Source organism: Mesorhizobium sp. B2-5-3, assembly GCF_006441005.1.
GTDB lineage: Bacteria > Pseudomonadota > Alphaproteobacteria > Rhizobiales > Rhizobiaceae > Mesorhizobium.
This window is the reverse complement of record NZ_VFUS01000003.1, coordinates 472,424-491,482: the sequence shown is the minus strand read 5'-3', so window position 1 is coordinate 491,482 and position 19,059 is coordinate 472,424. Positions and strand designations below refer to the sequence as shown.

The 19,059-nt window shown below is 62.5% G+C and carries 15 protein-coding genes and 1 tRNA gene; 2 read left to right on the top strand and 14 right to left on the bottom strand.

The annotated features are described in order from the left end of the window. Nucleotides 1–47: 47 nt before the first annotated feature. The 3 genes from fusA to rpsL all read right to left on the bottom strand — a co-directional run bounded on the left by fusA (nucleotide 48) and on the right by rpsL (nucleotide 3,073). On the bottom strand, nucleotides 48–2,138 hold the full coding sequence (gene fusA / locus FJ867_RS10020; protein WP_140764431.1) for an elongation factor G: 2,091 nt from the start codon (nucleotides 2,136–2,138) through the stop codon (nucleotides 48–50). A gap of 29 nt (nucleotides 2,139–2,167) precedes the next feature. Beyond that, nucleotides 2,168–2,638: a 30S ribosomal protein S7 gene (gene rpsG, locus FJ867_RS10015; protein WP_008875664.1), complete on the bottom strand. Its 471-nt coding sequence runs from the start codon at nucleotides 2,636–2,638 to the stop codon at nucleotides 2,168–2,170. Nucleotides 2,639–2,701: 63 nt separating this feature from the next. Continuing rightward, nucleotides 2,702–3,073, bottom strand: coding sequence for a 30S ribosomal protein S12 (rpsL, locus tag FJ867_RS10010; RefSeq protein WP_006333356.1), 372 nt, complete (start codon nucleotides 3,071–3,073; stop codon nucleotides 2,702–2,704). A gap of 465 nt (nucleotides 3,074–3,538) precedes the next feature. Between rpsL and FJ867_RS10005 the strand changes: the two genes are divergently transcribed. Continuing rightward, entirely contained in the window at nucleotides 3,539–3,820 is a 282-nt protein-coding gene (locus FJ867_RS10005) for a transcriptional regulator (protein ID WP_140501636.1), read from the top strand. A 164-nt stretch (nucleotides 3,821–3,984) separates the two neighbouring features. After that, a complete protein-coding gene (locus FJ867_RS10000) occupies nucleotides 3,985–4,911 on the top strand; it encodes a Gfo/Idh/MocA family oxidoreductase (RefSeq protein WP_140817281.1) in 927 nt (308 codons plus the stop codon). Between the two features lie 47 nt (nucleotides 4,912–4,958). On the opposite strand, the gene FJ867_RS09995 is transcribed toward FJ867_RS10000, so the two are convergent. The 11 genes from FJ867_RS09995 to FJ867_RS09945 all read right to left on the bottom strand — a co-directional run bounded on the left by FJ867_RS09995 (nucleotide 4,959) and on the right by FJ867_RS09945 (nucleotide 19,037). Beyond that, on the bottom strand, nucleotides 4,959–5,624 hold the full coding sequence (locus tag FJ867_RS09995; RefSeq protein ID WP_140817279.1) for an O-methyltransferase: 666 nt from the start codon (nucleotides 5,622–5,624) through the stop codon (nucleotides 4,959–4,961). Nucleotides 5,625–5,709: 85 nt separating this feature from the next. Further along, a complete protein-coding gene (rpoC, locus tag FJ867_RS09990; protein ID WP_140501630.1) occupies nucleotides 5,710–9,906 on the bottom strand; it encodes a DNA-directed RNA polymerase subunit beta' in 4,197 nt (1,398 codons plus the stop codon). Nucleotides 9,907–10,041: 135 nt separating this feature from the next. Next, complete coding sequence (rpoB, locus tag FJ867_RS09985; RefSeq protein WP_140817277.1) at nucleotides 10,042–14,178, bottom strand: DNA-directed RNA polymerase subunit beta; 4,137 nt, start codon at nucleotides 14,176–14,178, stop codon at nucleotides 10,042–10,044. Nucleotides 14,179–14,444: 266 nt separating this feature from the next. After that, nucleotides 14,445–14,822, bottom strand: coding sequence for a 50S ribosomal protein L7/L12 (gene rplL, locus FJ867_RS09980; RefSeq protein ID WP_027146630.1), 378 nt, complete (start codon nucleotides 14,820–14,822; stop codon nucleotides 14,445–14,447). A gap of 54 nt (nucleotides 14,823–14,876) precedes the next feature. Beyond that, nucleotides 14,877–15,395, bottom strand: a complete 519-nt coding sequence (gene rplJ / locus FJ867_RS09975; protein ID WP_140515456.1) for a 50S ribosomal protein L10 — start codon at nucleotides 15,393–15,395, stop codon at nucleotides 14,877–14,879. Nucleotides 15,396–15,802: 407 nt separating this feature from the next. After that, nucleotides 15,803–16,501, bottom strand: coding sequence for a 50S ribosomal protein L1 (rplA, locus tag FJ867_RS09970; RefSeq protein ID WP_140501624.1), 699 nt, complete (start codon nucleotides 16,499–16,501; stop codon nucleotides 15,803–15,805). Between the two features lie 4 nt (nucleotides 16,502–16,505). Further along, a complete protein-coding gene (rplK, locus tag FJ867_RS09965) occupies nucleotides 16,506–16,934 on the bottom strand; it encodes a 50S ribosomal protein L11 (protein WP_140501622.1) in 429 nt (142 codons plus the stop codon). A 175-nt stretch (nucleotides 16,935–17,109) separates the two neighbouring features. Further along, nucleotides 17,110–17,637, bottom strand: a complete 528-nt coding sequence (nusG, locus tag FJ867_RS09960; RefSeq protein ID WP_140501620.1) for a transcription termination/antitermination protein NusG — start codon at nucleotides 17,635–17,637, stop codon at nucleotides 17,110–17,112. A 27-nt stretch (nucleotides 17,638–17,664) separates the two neighbouring features. Beyond that, nucleotides 17,665–17,868: a preprotein translocase subunit SecE gene (secE, locus tag FJ867_RS09955; RefSeq protein WP_013531408.1), complete on the bottom strand. Its 204-nt coding sequence runs from the start codon at nucleotides 17,866–17,868 to the stop codon at nucleotides 17,665–17,667. 399 nt (nucleotides 17,869–18,267) lie between these two features. Then, a tRNA-Trp gene (locus FJ867_RS09950) sits at nucleotides 18,268–18,343 on the bottom strand. A 211-nt stretch (nucleotides 18,344–18,554) separates the two neighbouring features. Then, nucleotides 18,555–19,037 carry a group II truncated hemoglobin gene (locus FJ867_RS09945; RefSeq protein ID WP_140564602.1) on the bottom strand — a complete coding sequence of 161 codons (483 nt, stop codon included), beginning with the start codon at nucleotides 19,035–19,037 and terminating at the stop codon, nucleotides 18,555–18,557. Nucleotides 19,038–19,059: the final 22 nt, after the last annotated feature.

The window sequence follows — 19,059 nt, the reverse complement described above, 5'->3', positions numbered from 1 at the left end:
CTCGCCCGTACGGGCTCTTAATTAAGTTGCCGCAGCACCCTGCCGGGTTACGCGTATTTCTTCTGGACTTCCTGGGCGACCGCGGTCGGGACCGGCTCGTAATGGTCGAACTGCATCGTGTAGGCCGCACGGCCCTGGCTCATCGAGCGCAGATTGTCGACGTACTTGAACATGTTGGCGAGCGGCACCATCGCGTTGATGACGACTGCCACGCCGCGGGCTTCCTGGCCCTGGATCTGGCCACGACGGCCGTTGAGGTCGCCGATGACACCGCCGACATAATCTTCCGGCGTCACGACCTCGACCTTCATGATCGGCTCGAGCAGCTGCACGCCGAGCTTCGGCGAAGCTTCCATAAAGCAAGCGCGGGAAGCGATTTCGAATGCGAGCACCGAAGAGTCGACGTCGTGGAAAGCGCCGTCGATCAAGGTAGCCTTGACGCCGATCATCGGGAACCCGGCAAACGGGCCGGAACCCATCTTGCTCAGCAGGCCCTTCTCGACACCCGGGATGTATTCCTTCGGCACAGCGCCGCCGACGATCTTGGACTCGAACACGAAATCCTCGCCCTCGGGGTTCGGCTCGAAGACGATCTTCACGCGAGCGAACTGCCCGGTACCACCGGTCTGCTTCTTGTGCGTGTAGTCCTGCTCGTGCCTGCGGGTGATCGTCTCGCGATAAGCCACCTGCGGTGCACCGACATTGGCCTCGACCTTGAACTCGCGGCGCATGCGGTCGACGATGATGTCGAGGTGCAGCTCGCCCATGCCGGAAATGATGGTCTGGCCGCTTTCCTCGTCGGTCTTGACGCGGAAGGACGGATCCTCGGCAGCCAGGCGATGCAGAGCGAGGCCCATCTTTTCCTGGTCGTTCTTGGTCTTCGGCTCGATGGCGATCTGGATGACCGGATCGGGGAATTCCATACGCTCGAGGATGACCGGATGAAGCGGATCGCACAGCGTGTCGCCGGTGGTCGTGTCCTTGAGACCTGCGAGAGCGACGATGTCGCCGGCATAGGCCTCTTCAACGTCGGCACGGGAATTCGCATGCATCTGCAGCATGCGGCCGATGCGTTCTTTCTTGCCCTTCACGGTGTTGTCGACCGAGATGCCCTTGGTGAGCTTGCCCGAATAGATGCGGGCAAAGGTCAGCGAACCGACGAACGGGTCGTTCATGATCTTGAACGCCAGCATCGACAGCGGCTCGTCGTCGACGGCGTGACGCTCGATCTCGGCGTCGGTCTTGGCATCGACACCCTTGATCGCGGGCACATCGGCCGGCGACGGCAGGTATTCCACGACGGCGTCGAGCAGAGGCTGCACGCCCTTGTTCTTGAATGCCGAGCCGCAGAACATCGGGAAGAACTTGACCGCGATGGTGCCCTTGCGGATCAGCGCGCGGATCTCGTCATTCGACGGCATCTTGCCTTCGAGGTAGTTCTCAAGAGCCGTCTCGTCCATCTCGACGGCGGCCTCGATCATCTTCTCGCGGTATTCCTCGGCGCGGGCCTTGAGGTCGGCCGGGATCTCGACGACGTCCCAGGCAGCGCCCAGCGTCTCGTCGCGCCAGACCAGCGCGTTCATCTCGACCAGGTCGACGACGCCCTTGAATTCGGTCTCGGCGCCGATCGGCAGCTGCATGACGACAGCCTGCGCACCGAGGCGCGAGCCGATCATCTCGACCGAGCGGTAGAAGTCGGCGCCGGTCTTGTCCATCTTGTTGCAGAAGATCATACGCGGCACGCGGTACTTGTCGGCCTGGCGCCAGACGGTTTCCGTCTGCGGCTCCACACCGGCATTGGCGTCGAGCAGCGCGATGGCGCCGTCAAGCACGCGCAGCGAACGCTCGACCTCGATGGTGAAGTCGACGTGTCCGGGCGTGTCGATGATGTTGAAGCGGTGCATCTTGCCGTCACGACCCTTCCAGAAGGTCGTGGTCGCGGCCGACGTAATCGTGATGCCGCGCTCCTGCTCCTGCTCCATCCAGTCCATGGTCGCGGCGCCGTCGTGCACTTCGCCGATCTTGTGCGACTTGCCCGTGTAATAGAGGACGCGCTCGGTGGTCGTCGTCTTGCCGGCGTCGATATGCGCCATGATACCGAAATTGCGGTAGTCTTCGATTTTATATTCGCGGGCCATCGTAACTGCCTCTCAGTCTCTTTCGCGCTTTACCAGCGGTAGTGCGCGAAGGCGCGGTTGGCTTCAGCCATCTTGTGGGTGTCTTCACGCTTCTTCACGGCGGTGCCGCGGTTGTTGGCCGCGTCCATCAGCTCGCCGGAAAGGCGGTCGACCATGGTGGTCTCGTTGCGGTTGCGGGCCGCGGCGATCAGCCAGCGGATGGCCAGCGCCTGACGGCGCTCGGGGCGCACGTCGACCGGAACCTGGTAGGTGGCGCCGCCGACGCGACGCGAACGCACTTCCACATGCGGCGCGACATTGTCGAGCGCCTGATGGAAGACGGTGACCGGCTCCTGCTTGGTCTTCGACTGGACCTGGTCGAGCGCGCCGTAGACGATGGTCTCGGCAACCGACTTCTTGCCGTCATACATGACGGCGTTCATGAACTTGGTGACGATCAGATCGCCGAACTTGGGGTCCGGATTGATCTCACGCTTTTCTGCACTGTGACGACGGGACATGGCTTTTGTCTCTCAATCTCTCATAGCCCGGCGCAGTCAAAAAAGCGCCGAAGCCGGAAAACCTTACTTCGGACGCTTGGCACCGTATTTCGAACGGCGCTGCTTGCGGTTCTTCACACCCTGCGTGTCGAGCACTCCGCGGATGATGTGGTAACGGACACCCGGAAGGTCCTTGACGCGGCCGCCGCGGATCATGACCACGGAGTGCTCCTGAAGGTTGTGACCTTCGCCGGGGATGTAACCGATCACCTCGAAACCATTGGTCAGGCGGATCTTGGCCACCTTGCGCAGCGCCGAGTTCGGCTTCTTCGGCGTCGTTGTGTAGACGCGCGTGCAGACGCCCCGCTTCTGCGGGTTCTGCTGCATGGCCGGGACCTTGTTGCGCTTCACCGGCGCAATGCGCGGCTTGCGGATCAGCTGGTTGACGGTAGGCATTAAACCCTCTTGTCTCTCAATTCCGTGTCTCGTGCCGGTCAAGGCTCGCTCAAAGCGTCATTTCCATACGCAAATTCGGGCCACAAACCGCGCCTTGCGGTCTTGCCCGAACAAATCGCAGAGGAAGCGGATACCGCTTCGTGCACGCCGGAAATGTCTTTTCGCTCGTAAAACGAACCCTGTTTGAGGCAAACTCCAAAGCGTGTCGCTTCGGAAGGGAGAGCCTCACATCGGTTCTGACTGGGCGGCTTCTACTCGCAAGCCCGCGTACCGTCAACCCCGGAGCGGCAAATATTGCATTGAAGCCGGGGCTTGGCAGCCATGCGTAAACCGCATGTAATTTTCTTTCGTCATTTTGCAAGGGCGAGGAAGAAAGTGACCGGGTTTTGGCTGTTGCGCGGCGCGGCTTCATGCGAAAAAAGCCGCATGAACAGTCAAAGCCCCTCGCCGCGAAGGAATCGGCCCGTGAACGACAACGAGGAACGCCCGGTCACCATCATCACCGGCCGGGTGTGGAAGAGAAAAGGCGGCAAGCCGGAAGGCGTGCACGTCATGCTGGTTGCGCCTGATGACGATTCGGCGGTGCGCCGTGCGCTCGAATCGCTGGCGGCGGAGGGTTACGCCGAAGCCGAGCTCGACCAGATCGGCGACATGGAGGGCGAGCCCGACGAGGAGCCGCATCTTTCGGCCTTCCAAGGCGCGCTCGAAGGCGAAGTGTCGATCGTGACCTTTGACGTGCCGATCTGAAAGCGTGCCGGCCCTTGCCGTTCGAATCGCCGCTGAAGCCTTCCAACGAGTGAAAGGCCCACGCTGCAGCTCCGGCAAAGACGGAGTTGACCTTTCGGCTTCGGCTTGTCCGGGGCAAGTGTTCTGATAAGAAGCGCTCACCATCATCCACAGACGGAGCGGCCGTGTCCCAGCCCATCAAGATAGGTATTGTCGGTGTCGGCAAGATCGTCCGCGACCAGCACCTTCCGGCGCTTGCCAAGGACCGCGACTACCGGCTGCTCGCCGCTGCCAGTCGGCATGGCAAGGTTGAAGACATCCAGAATTTTCCCGATATCGAGACGATGCTTGGCGCCGTTCCCGAACTCGACGCCGTCTCACTCTGCATGCCGCCGCAATTCCGCTACGCTGCGGCGCGCATCGCACTCGACGCGAAGAAGCACGTGTTCCTGGAAAAGCCGCCCGGCGCCACGGTCAGCGAGGTCGAGGACCTGAAGGCGCTGGCGGCAAAACAGGGCGTGTCGCTGTTCGCCAGTTGGCATTCGCGCTATGCCCCGGCGGTGGAAGCGGCACGGACATTCTTGGCATCGACGAAGATCAGATCAGCGGCGATCGTCTGGAAGGAAGACGTGCGCCGCTGGCACCCGAACCAGGACTGGATCTGGCAACCTGGCGGCTTCGGCGTCTTCGATCCAGGCATCAACGCGCTGTCGATCGCGACCTACATCCTGCCCGCCATGTACATCACCTCGGCCGCGCTCGATTTCCCGGAGAACCGCGACGCGCCGATCGCAGCCCAGGTCGCCTTCCGTGCGGCGAATGGTTCGGCGGTGACGATGGATCTCGATTGGCTCCAGACCGGACCGCAGAGCTGGGACATTCTTGCCGATACCGATACCGGCAAGATGGTGCTCTCGGGCGGTGGCTCGAAACTCGCCATCGACGGCCGCGTCGTCCATGAAGAACCGGAAGCGGAATATCCTGAACTCTACAGGCGTTTCGCCGAGATCGTGCGCGCCGGTATCTCCGATGTCGACCTGGCGCCGCTCCAGCATGTCGCCGACGCCTTCATGCTCGGCAAGCGCAATGTGGTCGAAGCGTTCTTCGACTGAACAGCGACTGTCGCCCGGATCTCGGATCCGACCGCCATCGCAACAACTCAATCGACAATCGCTATGGCAAACCCGTCATAGCCCTTGGCGCCGACAGTCTGGATCGCGGTGCCGTCCAGGCGCTTGTCGGCACCGATGAAAGAGAATGCAGCGCGTGCACCTTCGACATTGGCGTCGCGACCATCCTCATCGAGCACCGCGCCGTCACGGATGACGTTGTCGCAGACGATGACCGTTCCCGAGCGCGACAGCCGCATGGCCCAGGAGAGATAGTTGGGGTTGTTAGGCTTGTCGGCGTCGATGAAAACGAGGTCGAACGGCCCAGCGTTTTCGGCGCCCAGCGCAGCGAGCGACTGCAGCGCCGGCCCGACCCGCAGATCGACCCGTCGGGAAACCCCTGCCCGCTCGAAATTCGAACGCGCGACCTTGGCGTGGTGCGGATCGAGTTCGAGCGTCACGATCTTGCCGCCGGCCGGCAATCCCCGCGCCATCCAGATGGTGGAATAACCGCCCAGCGTACCAATCTCGAGCACCTTTTTCGCGCCGCGAATGCGCACCAGCAGCGAGAGTAGCTTTCCTTGCGCCGCCGAGACGTCGATCGCCGGCAAGCCACCGTCGCGGTTGGCCGCCAGGACCGCGTCGAGAACGGGATCCCCCTCGAAGAGCGAGGAAACGATGTAGTTATCGACAGCCGTCCAGGTTTTCGTGCTCATCTGCCTTCCTCGATCGTTCGTTGAAACGAAAAGGCCGCCAGGTTGCCCCGGCGGCCTTGTTGCCTGAGATTTCGTGCCGCCGCGCTTACTGCGCGGCGGTTGTCATGTCGGCCAGCATCGGCTCGGCGACTTCGACACCGGAGGCCTTGCGGCGCTCGTCGATGATCAGTTCGTCGCGCGAGGTGGCGATGCGGCGGATCTGGCTCATCGTGCCGCCGGTACCGGCCGGGATCAGCCGGCCGACGATGACGTTTTCCTTCAAGCCCTGCAGCATGTCGGTCTTGCCGGCAACCGCGGCTTCCGTCAGCACTCTGGTCGTCTCCTGGAAGGAGGCGGCCGAGATGAAGGACGGCGTCTGCAGCGAGGCCTTGGTGATGCCGAGCAGCACCGGCTGACCTTCGGCCGGCTTCTTGCCGTCCTCGATCAGGCGCTCGTTGACCTCTTCCAGTTCGATCACGTCGACGTGGTCGCCCGGAATATAGGTCGAGTCGCCCTGCGTGGTGATCTCGACCTTCTGCAGCATCTGGCGAACGATCACCTCGATGTGCTTGTCGTTGATCGACACGCCCTGCAGACGGTAGACCTCCTGGATCTCGTTGACGAGGTAGGACGCAAGCGCCTCCACGCCCTTGATCGCCAGGATGTCGTGCGGCGCCGGATTGCCGTCGAGGATGTAGTCGCCCTTCTCGATGACGTCGCCGTCCTGGAGATGGAACGGCTTGCCCTTCGGGATCAGGTATTCGACAGGCTCAAGCGTCGAGTCATGCGGCTCGATGATGATGCGGCGCTTGTTCTTGTAGTCGCGGCCGAAGCGGATCGTACCATCGATCTCTGCGATGATGGCGTGATCCTTCGGACGACGGGCCTCGAACAGCTCGGCAACACGCGGCAGACCGCCGGTGATGTCCTTGGTCTTGGCGCTTTCCATCGGGATACGCGCCAGGACGTCGCCGGGACGAACCTGAGCACCCGGCTCGACCGAGAGAATGGCCTCGACCGAGAGCAGGAAGCGGGCATCGCCGCCCTTCGACAGCTTGCCGACCTTGCCCTTGGCGTCCTGAACGACGATCGCCGGCTTCAGGTCGTTGCCGCGCGGCGTCGAACGCCAGTCGATGACCTCGCGCTTGGTGATGCCGGTCGACTCGTCGGCCGTTTCCTGGACGGAAATGCCGTCGACCAGATCCTCGAACGCCACCTTGCCCTCGATTTCGGTGAGGATGGGGCGGGTGTAAGGATCCCATTCGGCGATGCGCTGGCCGCGCTTCACCTTGTCGCCATCGTCCACGAAGATGCGCGAACCATAGGTGACGCGGTGCGTGGCGCGCTCCTTGCCGGCCTCGTCGAGGATCAGCACCGCCATGTTGCGGCCCATGACCATCTGCTGGCCGTCCGAGTTGCGCACCACGTTGCGGTTGCGGATCTCGACCTTGCCCTCATAGGAGGCTTCAAGGAACGAGCTATCCACCACCTGCGCCGTACCGCCCATGTGGAAGGTACGCATGGTGAGCTGGGTGCCCGGCTCGCCGATCGACTGCGCCGCGATGACGCCGACGGCCTCGCCCTGGTTGACCGGGGTGCCCCGGGCCAGATCGCGTCCGTAGCAGACTGCGCAGACGCCGACCCTGACTTCGCAAGTCAGCGCCGAGCGGATGCGGACCGACTGCACGCCGGCCTTCTCGATCTGCTCCACGTCGCGCTCGTCCATCAGCGTTCCGGCCTTGACCAGCAATTCGCCGGTCACCGGATGGTTGATGTCGTCGAGCGCGGTGCGGCCCAGCACGCGCTGGCCGACCGAAGCGACGACCTGACCGGCATCGACGATCGGCTGCATGGTGAGGCCCTTGTCGGTGCCGCAGTCCACGGAGTTGACGATGCAGTCCTGCGCCACGTCGACCAGACGACGGGTGAGATAGCCCGAGTTCGCCGTCTTCAAGGCGGTGTCTGCCAGACCCTTGCGGGCGCCGTGGGTCGAGTTGAAGTACTCGAGCACGGTCAGGCCTTCCTTGAAGTTGGAGATGATCGGCGTCTCGATGATTTCACCCGATGGCTTGGCCATCAGGCCGCGCATGCCGGCGAGCTGGCGCATCTGGGTGGGCGAGCCGCGCGCACCGGAGTGCGACATCATGTAGATCGAGTTCATCGGCTTCTGACGACCATTGTCCTCGAACTCGACCGCCTTGATGCGGGCCATCATTTCGTCGGCGACCTTTTCCGAGCACTTGGCCCAGGCGTCGACGACCTTGTTGTACTTCTCGCCCTGCGTGATCAGGCCGTCATTGTACTGCTGCTCGTATTCCTTGGCCAAGGCCTCGGTGTCCGACACCAGCTTGATCTTGGTGTCCGGGATCAGCATGTCGTCCTTGCCGAATGAAATGCCGGCGCGGCAGGCATGAGCAAAACCGAGCGCCATGATGCGATCGCAGAAAATGACGGTCTCCTTCTGACCGCAATGGCGGTAGACGGTGTCGATCATCTTGGAGATGTTCTTCTTGGTCATCTCCTGGTTGGCGGTCTCGTAAGGCACGTTGACGTTCTTCGGCAGAAGCTCGCCGATGATCATGCGGCCAGGCGTGGTGTCGTAGATCTTCGACACGACCTTGCCCTCGGCGTCGACCGAGCGGAAGCGGCCCTTGATCTTGGCGTGCAGGGTCACCGCCTTGGTCTCGAGCGCGTGCTGGAGTTCGCCCATGTCGGCAAACACCATGCCCTCGCCCGGCTCGTTCTGGTTGACGATCGAGAGGTAGTAGAGACCCAGAACCATGTCCTGCGACGGCACGATGATCGGCGCGCCGGAAGCCGGGTGCAGGATGTTGTTGGTCGACATCATCAGCACACGGGCTTCCAACTGCGCTTCCAGCGACAGCGGCACGTGGACCGCCATCTGGTCGCCGTCGAAGTCGGCGTTGAAGGCCGTGCAGACCAACGGATGCAACTGGATCGCCTTGCCTTCGATCAGGATCGGCTCGAACGCCTGGATGCCTAGGCGGTGCAGCGTCGGCGCGCGGTTCAAGAGCACCGGATGCTCGCGGATAACCTCGTCGAGGATATCCCAGACTTCCGGACGCTCCTTCTCGACCAGCTTCTTCGCCTGCTTGACGGTCGAGGAGTAACCCTTCGCGTCGAGGCGGGCGTAGATGAAGGGCTTGAACAGTTCGAGCGCCATCTTCTTGGGCAGGCCGCACTGGTGCAGCTTGAGCTCCGGACCGGTGACGATGACCGAACGGCCGGAATAGTCGACGCGCTTGCCGAGCAGGTTCTGGCGGAACCGGCCCTGCTTGCCCTTGAGCATATCCGACAGCGACTTCAGCGGACGCTTGTTGGCGCCGGTGATGACGCGGCCACGGCGGCCGTTGTCGAACAGCGCGTCGACGGCTTCCTGCAGCATGCGCTTTTCATTGCGCACGATGATGCCGGGGGCACGCAACTCGATCAGCCGCTTCAGACGGTTGTTGCGGTTGATGACGCGTCGATAGAGATCGTTGAGGTCCGACGTCGCGAAACGTCCGCCGTCCAGCGGGACGAGCGGGCGCAGGTCCGGCGGAATCACCGGAACCACCTTCATGATCATCCATTCCGGACGGTTGCCGGACTCCATGAAGTTCTCGACGACCTTGAGCCGCTTCAGATACTTCTTCTGCTTCAGCTCGGACGTGGTCGAAGCCAGCTCCGAACGCAGGTCGCCGGCGATCTTCTCCAGGTCCATGCCGGCCAGAAGGTCATGAATGGCCTCGGCGCCGATCATGGCGGTGAAGCTATCCTCGCCATATTCGTCGACGGCGATCATGTACTCTTCCTCGCTGAGCAGCTGGTGCTCCTTCAGCGCGGTGAGGCCGGGTTCGGTGACGATGTAGTTCTCGAAGTAGAGGACGCGCTCGATGTCCTTCAGGGTCATGTCGAGCAGCGTGCCGATGCGCGAGGGCAGCGACTTCAGGAACCAGATATGGGCGACGGGTGCCGCCAGCTCGATATGGCCCATGCGCTCGCGGCGAACGCGCGACAGCGTGACTTCGACACCGCACTTTTCGCAGATGACGCCCTTGTACTTCATGCGCTTGTACTTGCCGCACAGGCACTCGTAGTCCTTGATCGGGCCAAAAATGCGCGCGCAGAACAGACCGTCACGCTCCGGCTTGAAGGTGCGGTAGTTGATGGTCTCCGGCTTCTTGATCTCGCCGAACGACCAGGACAGAATCTTCTCAGGGCTGGCGAGCGATATCCGGATGGAATCGAACACCTGCGCCGGCGCCTGGGGATTGAAGAGATTCATGACCTCTTGGTTCATGCCGTTCTCCTTTCGGGGTCCTCGAAAACCCCTTGCATCTGATGCGGGGCAAATGCCCGCTGAGTGGTCGGCCCACCGGCCGAAGAATTTGGCGCACCCGGTCGCGGGAGCCTCTCCCGCGACCGGGTGTCTTGTTTATTCCGCTGCGTCGGGCAGCCGAACCGGGGCTTCGTCGAGCTTGGTGTTCTCCAATTCGACGTTGAGGCCGAGCGACCGCATCTCCTTGACGAGAACGTTGAAGCTCTCGGGAATGCCGGCCTCGAAGGTGTCGTCACCGCGGACGATCGCCTCGTAGACCTTGGTGCGGCCAGCGACGTCGTCCGACTTCACCGTCAGCATTTCCTGCAGCGTATAGGCGGCGCCGTAGGCTTCCAGCGCCCAGACCTCCATTTCGCCGAAGCGCTGGCCGCCGAACTGCGCCTTGCCGCCCAGCGGCTGCTGGGTGACGAGCGAGTACGGACCTATCGAACGCGCGTGGATCTTGTCATCCACGAGGTGGTGAAGCTTGAGCATGTAGATGTAGCCCATCGTCACCTTGCGATCGAACGGCTCGCCGGTGCGTCCGTCATAGAGCTGCGACTGACCGCTGGTGTGCAGGCCCGCCTGCTCCAGCATGACGTTGATGTCGGCCTCGTGCGCGCCGTCGAACACCGGGGTTGCGATCGAGACGCCGCGGCGCATCTGCTCGCTCAGGCGAACGATGCTCTCGTCGTCATACTCGCGGACCGGCTCGTTGCGGTCGTTGGCGGGTATGAAGCTCTCCAGCGTCTTGCGCAGCGGCTTGATGTCGCCGGCAGACTTGTAGGCGTCGATCATCTCGCCGATCTTCCTGCCCATTCCGGCGCAAGCCCAGCCCAGATGCGTTTCCAGGATCTGGCCGACATTCATGCGGCTCGGCACACCCAGCGGGTTGAGCACGATATCGGCATGCGTGCCGTCCTCGAGGAAAGGCATATCCTCGACCGGAACGATGCGCGACACGACACCCTTGTTGCCGTGACGGCCGGCCATCTTGTCACCCGGCTGCATCTTGCGCTTCACCGCCACGAAGACCTTGACCATCTTCATGACGCCCGGAGGCATTTCGTCGCCGCGCTGCACCTTCTCGACCTTGTCCATGAAGCGCTGTTCGAGTGCCTTCTTGGAATCGTCGTACTGGCCGCGCAGGGCTTCCAGTTCGCTCTGGAGCTTTTCGTTCTCCACGGCGAACTGCCACCACTGCGAACGCGGATACTCGTCGAGCGTGTCCTTCGACAGCGTCGAGCCCTTCTTGAAGCCCTTCGGTCCGGCGATCGCTTCCTTGCCGACGAGCACGTCGGAAAGGCGCGCGTAGACGTTGCGATCCAGGATCGCCTGCTCGTCGTCACGGTCCTTGGCGAGGCGTTCGATCTCCTCGCGCTCGATCGCCATGGCGCGCTCGTCCTTCTCCACACCGTGGCGATTGAACACGCGCACCTCGACGACGGTGCCGAAGGTGCCCGGAGGCATGCGCATCGAGGTGTCGCGCACATCGGATGCCTTTTCGCCGAAGATGGCGCGCAGAAGCTTTTCTTCCGGCGTCATCGGGCTTTCGCCCTTCGGCGTGATCTTGCCGACCAGGATATCGCCCGGCTGAACTTCGGCACCGATATAGACGATGCCGGCTTCATCGAGGTTCTTCAGCGCTTCTTCCGAGACGTTCGGAATGTCGCGCGTGATTTCCTCCGGTCCGAGCTTGGTGTCGCGCGCCATGACCTCGAACTCCTCGATGTGGATCGAGGTGAAGACGTCGTCGGCGACGATGCGCTCGGACAGGAGGATCGAGTCCTCGTAGTTGTAGCCGTTCCACGGCATGAACGCGACCAGCACGTTGCGGCCGAGAGCCAGATCGCCGAGCTCGGTCGAAGGACCGTCCGCGATGATGTCGCCCTTGTTGACCCGGTCGCCCATGCGCACCAGCGGACGCTGGTTGATGCAGGTGTTCTGGTTCGAACGCTGGAACTTCATCAGCCGGTAGATGTCGACGCCGGACTTGCCCGGATCGAGGTCTTCCGTTGCGCGGATGACGATACGCGTCGCGTCCACCTGGTCGACGATGCCGCCGCGGCGGGCGCCGATGGCGGCGCCCGAATCACGGGCGACGATCGGCTCCATGCCGGTGCCGACGAACGGCGCTTCGGCGCGCACCAGCGGCACGGCCTGGCGCTGCATGTTCGAGCCCATCAGCGCGCGGTTGGCGTCGTCGTTCTCAAGGAACGGGATCAGGGCCGCGGCCACCGACACCATCTGCTTGGGCGAAACGTCCATCAGGTCGACGTTTTCGCGCGGCGCCATCATCACTTCGCCGGCACTGCGGCAAATGACGAATTCGTCGACAAAGCGACCATCCTTGTCGAGCTCGGCATTGGCCTGCGCGACATGGTGCTTGGCCTCTTCCATCGCCGACAGATAGACGACGTCATTGGTCAGCTTGCCGTCGACGATCTTGCGGTACGGGCTCTCGATGAAGCCGTACTTGTTGACGCGCGCGAAGGTGGCGAGCGAGTTGATCAGGCCGATATTCGGGCCTTCCGGCGTCTCGATCGGGCAGATGCGGCCGTAATGCGTCGGGTGCACGTCGCGCACCTCGAAGCCGGCGCGCTCGCGGGTCAGACCACCCGGTCCAAGCGCGGAGAGACGGCGCTTGTGGGTGATCTCCGACAGCGGATTGGTCTGGTCCATGAACTGCGACAGCTGCGAGGAACCGAAGAACTCGCGCACGGCGGCAGCCGCCGGCTTGGCGTTGATCAGGTCCTGCGGCATGACCGTGTCGATCTCGATCGAGGACATACGCTCCTTGATCGCGCGCTCCATGCGCAGCAGGCCGACGCGGTACTGGTTTTCCATCAGCTCGCCGACCGAACGCACGCGGCGATTGCCGAGATTGTCGATGTCGTCGATCTCGCCCTTGCCGTCACGCAGTTCGACCAGCGTCTTGACCACGGCCAGGATGTCGTCCTTGCGCAGCACGCGCACGGTGTCCTCGGCCTTGAGTTCGAGGCGCATGTTCATCTTGACGCGGCCGACGGCGGACAGGTCGTAGCGCTCGCTGTCGAAGAACAGCGAGTTGAACATGGCTTCGGCGGTTTCGAGCGTCGGCGGCTCGCCGGGGCGCATGACACGATAGATGTCGAACAGCGCGTCCTGGCGGCTCTCGTTCTTGTCGACGGCGAGCGTGTTGCGGATGTAGGCGCCGACATTGACGTGATCGATGTCGAGGATCTGGATCTCGTCCTCGCCGGTGCCAAGCAGCACCTTCAGCGTCTTGTCATCGATCTCGTCGCCGGCCTCGAGGAAGATCTCGCCGGTGGCGTAATTGACGATGTCCTCGGCGAGATAGTTGCCGAGCAGGTCCTCGTCGGTCGCCTTGATCGCCTTCAGGCCCTTTTCGCCGAGCTGGCGGGCCTGGCGGGCGGTGATCTTCTTGCCGGCCTCGACAACGACCTCACCCGTGTCGGCGTCGACCAGGTCGCCGACGGCCTTGAGGCCGCGGAAACGATCCACGTTGAACGGAATGCGCCAGTGATCGCCGGCGCGCTTGTAGGTGATCTTGTTGTAGAAGGTCGACAGGATCTCTTCGCCGTCCATGCCGAGCGCCATCAGCAGCGACGTCACCGGAATCTTGCGGCGACGGTCGATGCGGGCGTGCACGACGTCCTTGGAATCGAACTCGATGTCGAGCCACGAACCGCGATAGGGGATGACGCGCGCGGCAAACAGGAGCTTGCCCGACGAGTGCGACTTGCCCTTGTCATGGTCGAAGAAGACGCCCGGCGAGCGGTGCATCTGCGAGACGATGACGCGCTCGGTGCCGTTGACGATGAAGGTGCCGTTCGAGGTCATGAGCGGCATGTCGCCCATGTAGACGTCCTGCTCCTTGATGTCCTTGATCGACTTCGCGCCGGTATCCTCGTCGATATCGAACACGATCAGGCGCAGCGTCACCTTCAGCGGTGCGGCATAGGTGAGGTCGCGCTGACGGCATTCGTCAACGTCGAATTTCGGTCCTTCGAACTCGTACTTCACGAACTCCAGCATCGAGGAGCCGGAAAAATCGGAGATCGGGAAGACCGACTTGAAAACAGCCTGCAGTCCCTCGTCCGGACGTCCGCCCTTGGGCTCGTCCACCATCAGGAACTGGTCATAGGACGCCTTCTGAACCTCGATGAGGTTCGGCATCTCCGCAACTTCCGGGATCTTTCCGAAGAACTTGCGTACGCGTCTGCGGCCATTGAAAGTCTGGGTCTGGGCCATCGTCGCTCCTTAGCTCTAAACTCGGGGCGAGCCTCGCCGCGGCTCGCCTTGCATCCGAACCGCCTGGGCAGCGGCTCTCTGTCTGTTCTCCGGCCCCATTACCAAACTACTTGGCGGCGGCCGGCTAAAACGGGAGAAAACCCGTTTCCTGAGAGCCGGTTTTCGGCCCTCAGGAAAGAGGTTTTCGTGCATCTCGCGCTACGCAGCCTCCCCAGGTCACCCGAGGGAGTGGCGGACGGCGCGAGGCCGTCCGCCGATTGTTACGCTTACTTCAGCTCGACCTTGGCGCCGGCTGCTTCCAGCTGGGCCTTGAACTTGTCGGCGTCGGCCTTGGAAACGGCTTCCTTGACCGGCTTCGGAGCCGCTTCGACCAGGTCCTTGGCTTCCTTGAGGCCAAGGCCGGTGATGGCGCGGACTTCCTTGATGACGTTGATCTTCTGGGCGCCGGCGTCGGTGAGGACGACGTCGAATTCCGTCTTTTCCTCGACCGGAGCAGCGGCAGCGGCAGCACCGCCGGCAGCGGCAACAGCCACCGGAGCAGCAGCCGAAACGCCCCACTTTTCTTCCAGAAGCTTCGACAGCTCAGCCGCCTCGAGGACGGTCAGCTTCGAAAGGTCGTCTACGATCTTTGCGAGATCAGCCATTGTTGTATTCCTTCATAAGGTTCGAACGTGTGTTTGTGATAGCGAGGAACGGCCTCATGCCGCCTCGTCCTTCCGGGCGTAAGCGCCGATGACACGCGCGACCGAAGCCGCGGGCGCATTGACGATCTGGGCGATCCGGGTTGCCGGCGTGGCGATCATGCCAACCAGCCTGGCGCGCAGCTCGTCGAGCGACGGGAGTGTGGCGAGTGCCTTCACACCGTCGGCGTTGAGCGAGGTGGTGCCCATTGCGCCGCCGAGAATGACCAGCTTGTCATTCCCCTTGGCGAAATCGGACGCGACCTTCGGCGCCGCAATCGGATCCTCCGAATAGGCGACCAGCGTCTGTCCCTTGAACAGATCGATGATCGATGCGGAGTCCGTGCCCTGAAGAGCGATTTTGGCGAGACGGTTCTTCGCGACTTTAACGGTGCCACCGGCAGCGCGCATTTTCGACCGGAGGTCGTTCATTTGCGCGACGGTGATACCGGCATAGTGGGCCACGACCACTGAACCCGCGTTCGAGAACGCATCGTTCAGGCCCGTGACGAGTTCGCGTTTTTCCGCTCTGTCCACTGCCTATCTCCAGTTGACCCCCACCCTGCTAACGGGAACATTCCCATTCACGAGGACAGGCGTCGGGTTGCCTTTTGCCGGCCGGGCCATCCAGTAACGGATCTCCCGAACAGCGCTCGAGGATCCTGCCCCCTTTCGCCACATCGCCGGCAAGCCGGACGATGCGCAGACAAAAGGCAAACACGGTTCGAACCTTTCATTGGAGCGCTTGCTCCGTTGTCAGGTCTTCACCCGTCTCATGCAGGCCCACATGAATTAAGGCCCCCCTTTTCAATCAAGGCCGGGCCGCCTGCAATCTCGGACAGGATGTCCGGAAACCTTTCGGCTCCCGGTACCGGGCCCAGAACGATCCAGGCCCGGAATTCACTTACGGATCGGCCCGTTCAGCGGCCGATCCAAACGGTTAATCAGGACGCCGCGAGCGTCGAGACGTCGAGCTTGAGGCCCGGGCCCATCGTCGAGGTGACGGACACCTTCTTGACGTAGTTGCCCTTGGCGCCAGCCGGCTTTGCCTTGGTCACCGCATCGGCGAAGGCGCGGACGTTTTCTTCCAGCGCCTTGACGTCGAACGAGACCTTGCCGACGCCGGCGTGAACGATGCCGGCTTTCTCGACGCGGAACTCGACAGCGCCGCCCTTCGATGCCTTGACGGCGGCCGCGACGTCGGTGGTGACGGTACCGACCTTCGGGTTCGGCATCATGCCGCGCGGGCCGAGCACTTTGCCCAGACGGCCGACGAGCGGCATCATGTCCGGCGTAGCGATGCAGCGATCGAAATCGATCGTGCCCTTCTGGACGATATCGACCAGGTCCTCCGCACCGACGATGTCGGCGCCGGCGGCCTTGGCTTCCTCGGCCTTGTCGCCACGGGCGAACACGGCGACGCGGACCGAGCGGCCGGTGCCGTTCGGCAGGTTGACCACGCCGCGGACCATCTGGTCGGCATGGCGAGGATCAACGCCGAGATTCATCGCGACTTCGATCGTCTCGTCGAACTTGACCGTCGAGCGATCCTTGAGCAGCTTCAGCGCGTCACCCAAGGTATAAGCCTTGTTGGGATCGATGCCTTCGCGGGTCTTCGATACACGCTTTGCAATCTTTGCCATGATCTCAGCCCACCACTTCCAGACCCATCGAGCGGGCGGAGCCCTCGACCATGCGCATGGCCGCCTCGACGTCGTTTGCGTTCAGATCCTTCATCTTCTGCTCGGCGATGGCGCGGACCTTGTCGCGGCCGATCGTGCCGGCCTTGACCTTGCCCGGCTCCTTGGAGCCCGACTTCAGGTTAGCGGCCTTCTTCAGGAAGTAGCTCACCGGCGGCGTCTTCATGACGAAGGTGAACGACTTGTCCTGGTAGTAGGTGATGACGACCGGAATCGGCGATCCCTTTTCCATTTCCTGGGTCTGCGCGTTGAACGCCTTGCAGAACTCCATGATGTTGATGCCACGCTGACCAAGCGCCGGGCCGATCGGGGGCGACGGCGTAGCCGAGCCCGCGGCAACCTGGAGCTTGAGCTGGCCTGCAATTTTCTTAGCCATCTCTATTCCTGCCTTTGTCTATGCCGGCCCCTCGATCTGGGAAAACACCGGCTGTTGCAGTCTGGTGGTGCGGTTCCTGCGGCCGGCTAAAGCCGCATTCGCCTCCCACCGTTCTCAGGCCGCGCGTTGCCGCGCCGCCTCCCCTGACCACCGGAACGGCGCCAGGGATTTCGGATCAGCCTTTTTCGACTTGCCCGAATTCCAGATCGACAGGCACGGCGCGCCCGAAGATCGAAACCTCCACCTTGAGCCGCGCCCGCTCCTCGTCCACTTCCTGGACGAAGCCGTTGAAGGACGCGAAGGGGCCATCCGAGACGCGGATCGCCTCGCCGATCTCGAAAGTAACCGAGGGCTTCGGGCGCTCGACGCCTTCCTGCACCTGGTTCAGGATGCGCTGCGCCTCGGCCTCGGTGATCGGCACCGGCTTGGAGTCGCCCAAAAACCCGGTGACCTTCGGCGTGTTCTTGACCAGCGAGAACACGGCGTCGGTCAAGTTGGCCTTCAGGAGCACATAGCCCGGAAAGAACTTGCGCTCGGCGTCGACCTTGCGGCCGCGACGAACCTCGACGACCTTCTCGGTCGGCACGACGATCTGCTCGATATCGGCGGACAGGCCCTTCTGCTTGGCCTTGTTCTCGATGTCCTCGGCGACCTTCTTCTCAAAGTTCGAATAGGCGTGGACGATGTACCAGCGCGTAGTCATTTCACGACTTCTCCGTAATCGCCGGACTTAGCGTCCAATGCCCAGAATCTGTTCGACCGCGAGGCCCATGAGCTGATCGGCGGTGAAGAAAAAGATCATCGCGATCACAGCGAAAGCCAGAACCATCACCGTCGAGATCATCGTTTCGCGTCGCGACGGCCAAGTCACCTTGGCGGTCTCCGCGCGAACCTGCTGGAGAAAGACGAAAGGATTTGTGGTTTTCGAAGCCATATGCCGCTCTGTCTTCAAGACCCGTTGGCCGGGTCTCCTGGATGATCCCGCTGGCCGGGACGTGCCGCCTGGGTCCACTTTCGCGCCGAATCAGCGCAATCATTTCGCCCATGCAAATCAGACGCGTAAAGCCGGCTTCCCAGCTCCACGCGTCGCGTGTCTGTTTCGTCTACATAAAACCGATTCTTGATCCACGCAAGTGGCAAGTGTCCGCTTTATGACCAAACACCGCCTCGGAACCATCCAGTCGTTCCGTCCCGGCTATGGCGCCCTTATGCCTCAATCAGCCTCATATGGCAAGCCGGTCGTCGATTTTCAAAGGGCGGCCCGCAGAAATATCGTTTCTGACGGCCATTTAGGAAATGGCTGAGTTTTTGTTTGACGTGCCATTTCTTGAAATGGCACGGGCAGCAGGGCTCGAACCTACGACCTGCGGTTTTGGAGACCGCCGCTCTACCAACTGAGCTATGCCCGTACACGTGCGCCTCGGCGCAGCAGGGGCTTCCTAAAAGCTTCCGCGCGCTCTGTAAAGAGCGGTTTGCAAGCAAACGCGCCTTCATCCCCTTTCCCGGAAATCGGGATGGTCGACGACCAGCCCGCCGCCATCGATCTCCGGTTTCATGCTCGAGTGCGCCGGCATGCTGTTCGCGGAGATCTTGCCTGCCGGCCCGTGTATCCGTTGGACGCTATTTGGTGTCCGGGACCCGGTAAGGCCCGCCGGGCACGCCCCAGCCCCAGGCCGGCATCGGCTCGGTCTCCGGGTCGCACGTTTCGCCGAGATTGGAATTCATCCTGGCGAGCCGCGATCCCCACTCGACATAGCCCATGAAGGCGGAACGGAACTCCGGATCGTCAGGCAGCCCGACGGCATCCGCGGCATCGGCCAGCAGGTTGATCCAGCGGCGGCGCTGCTCCTCCGTCAAATGCTTGCCCAGGTGATGCATCACCATCTCGCGGTGGCCGCCGAATTTTTCGCTGTAGGTTTTCGGCCCGCCGAAAACCTCGCCGATAAAGGCCGCGACATGGGCGGGATGGTCGGGCGACATATGCTTGAACACCGGCCCGACGACCGGATCCTGCGCCACCTTGTCATAGAAGGTCTGCGTCAGCCGGTTGAGCGCTTCGCTGCCGCCGGCCCATTCGTACAGTGTCGGAACATCCTGGCTCATACTTGACCTCCGCCCAGCGCCG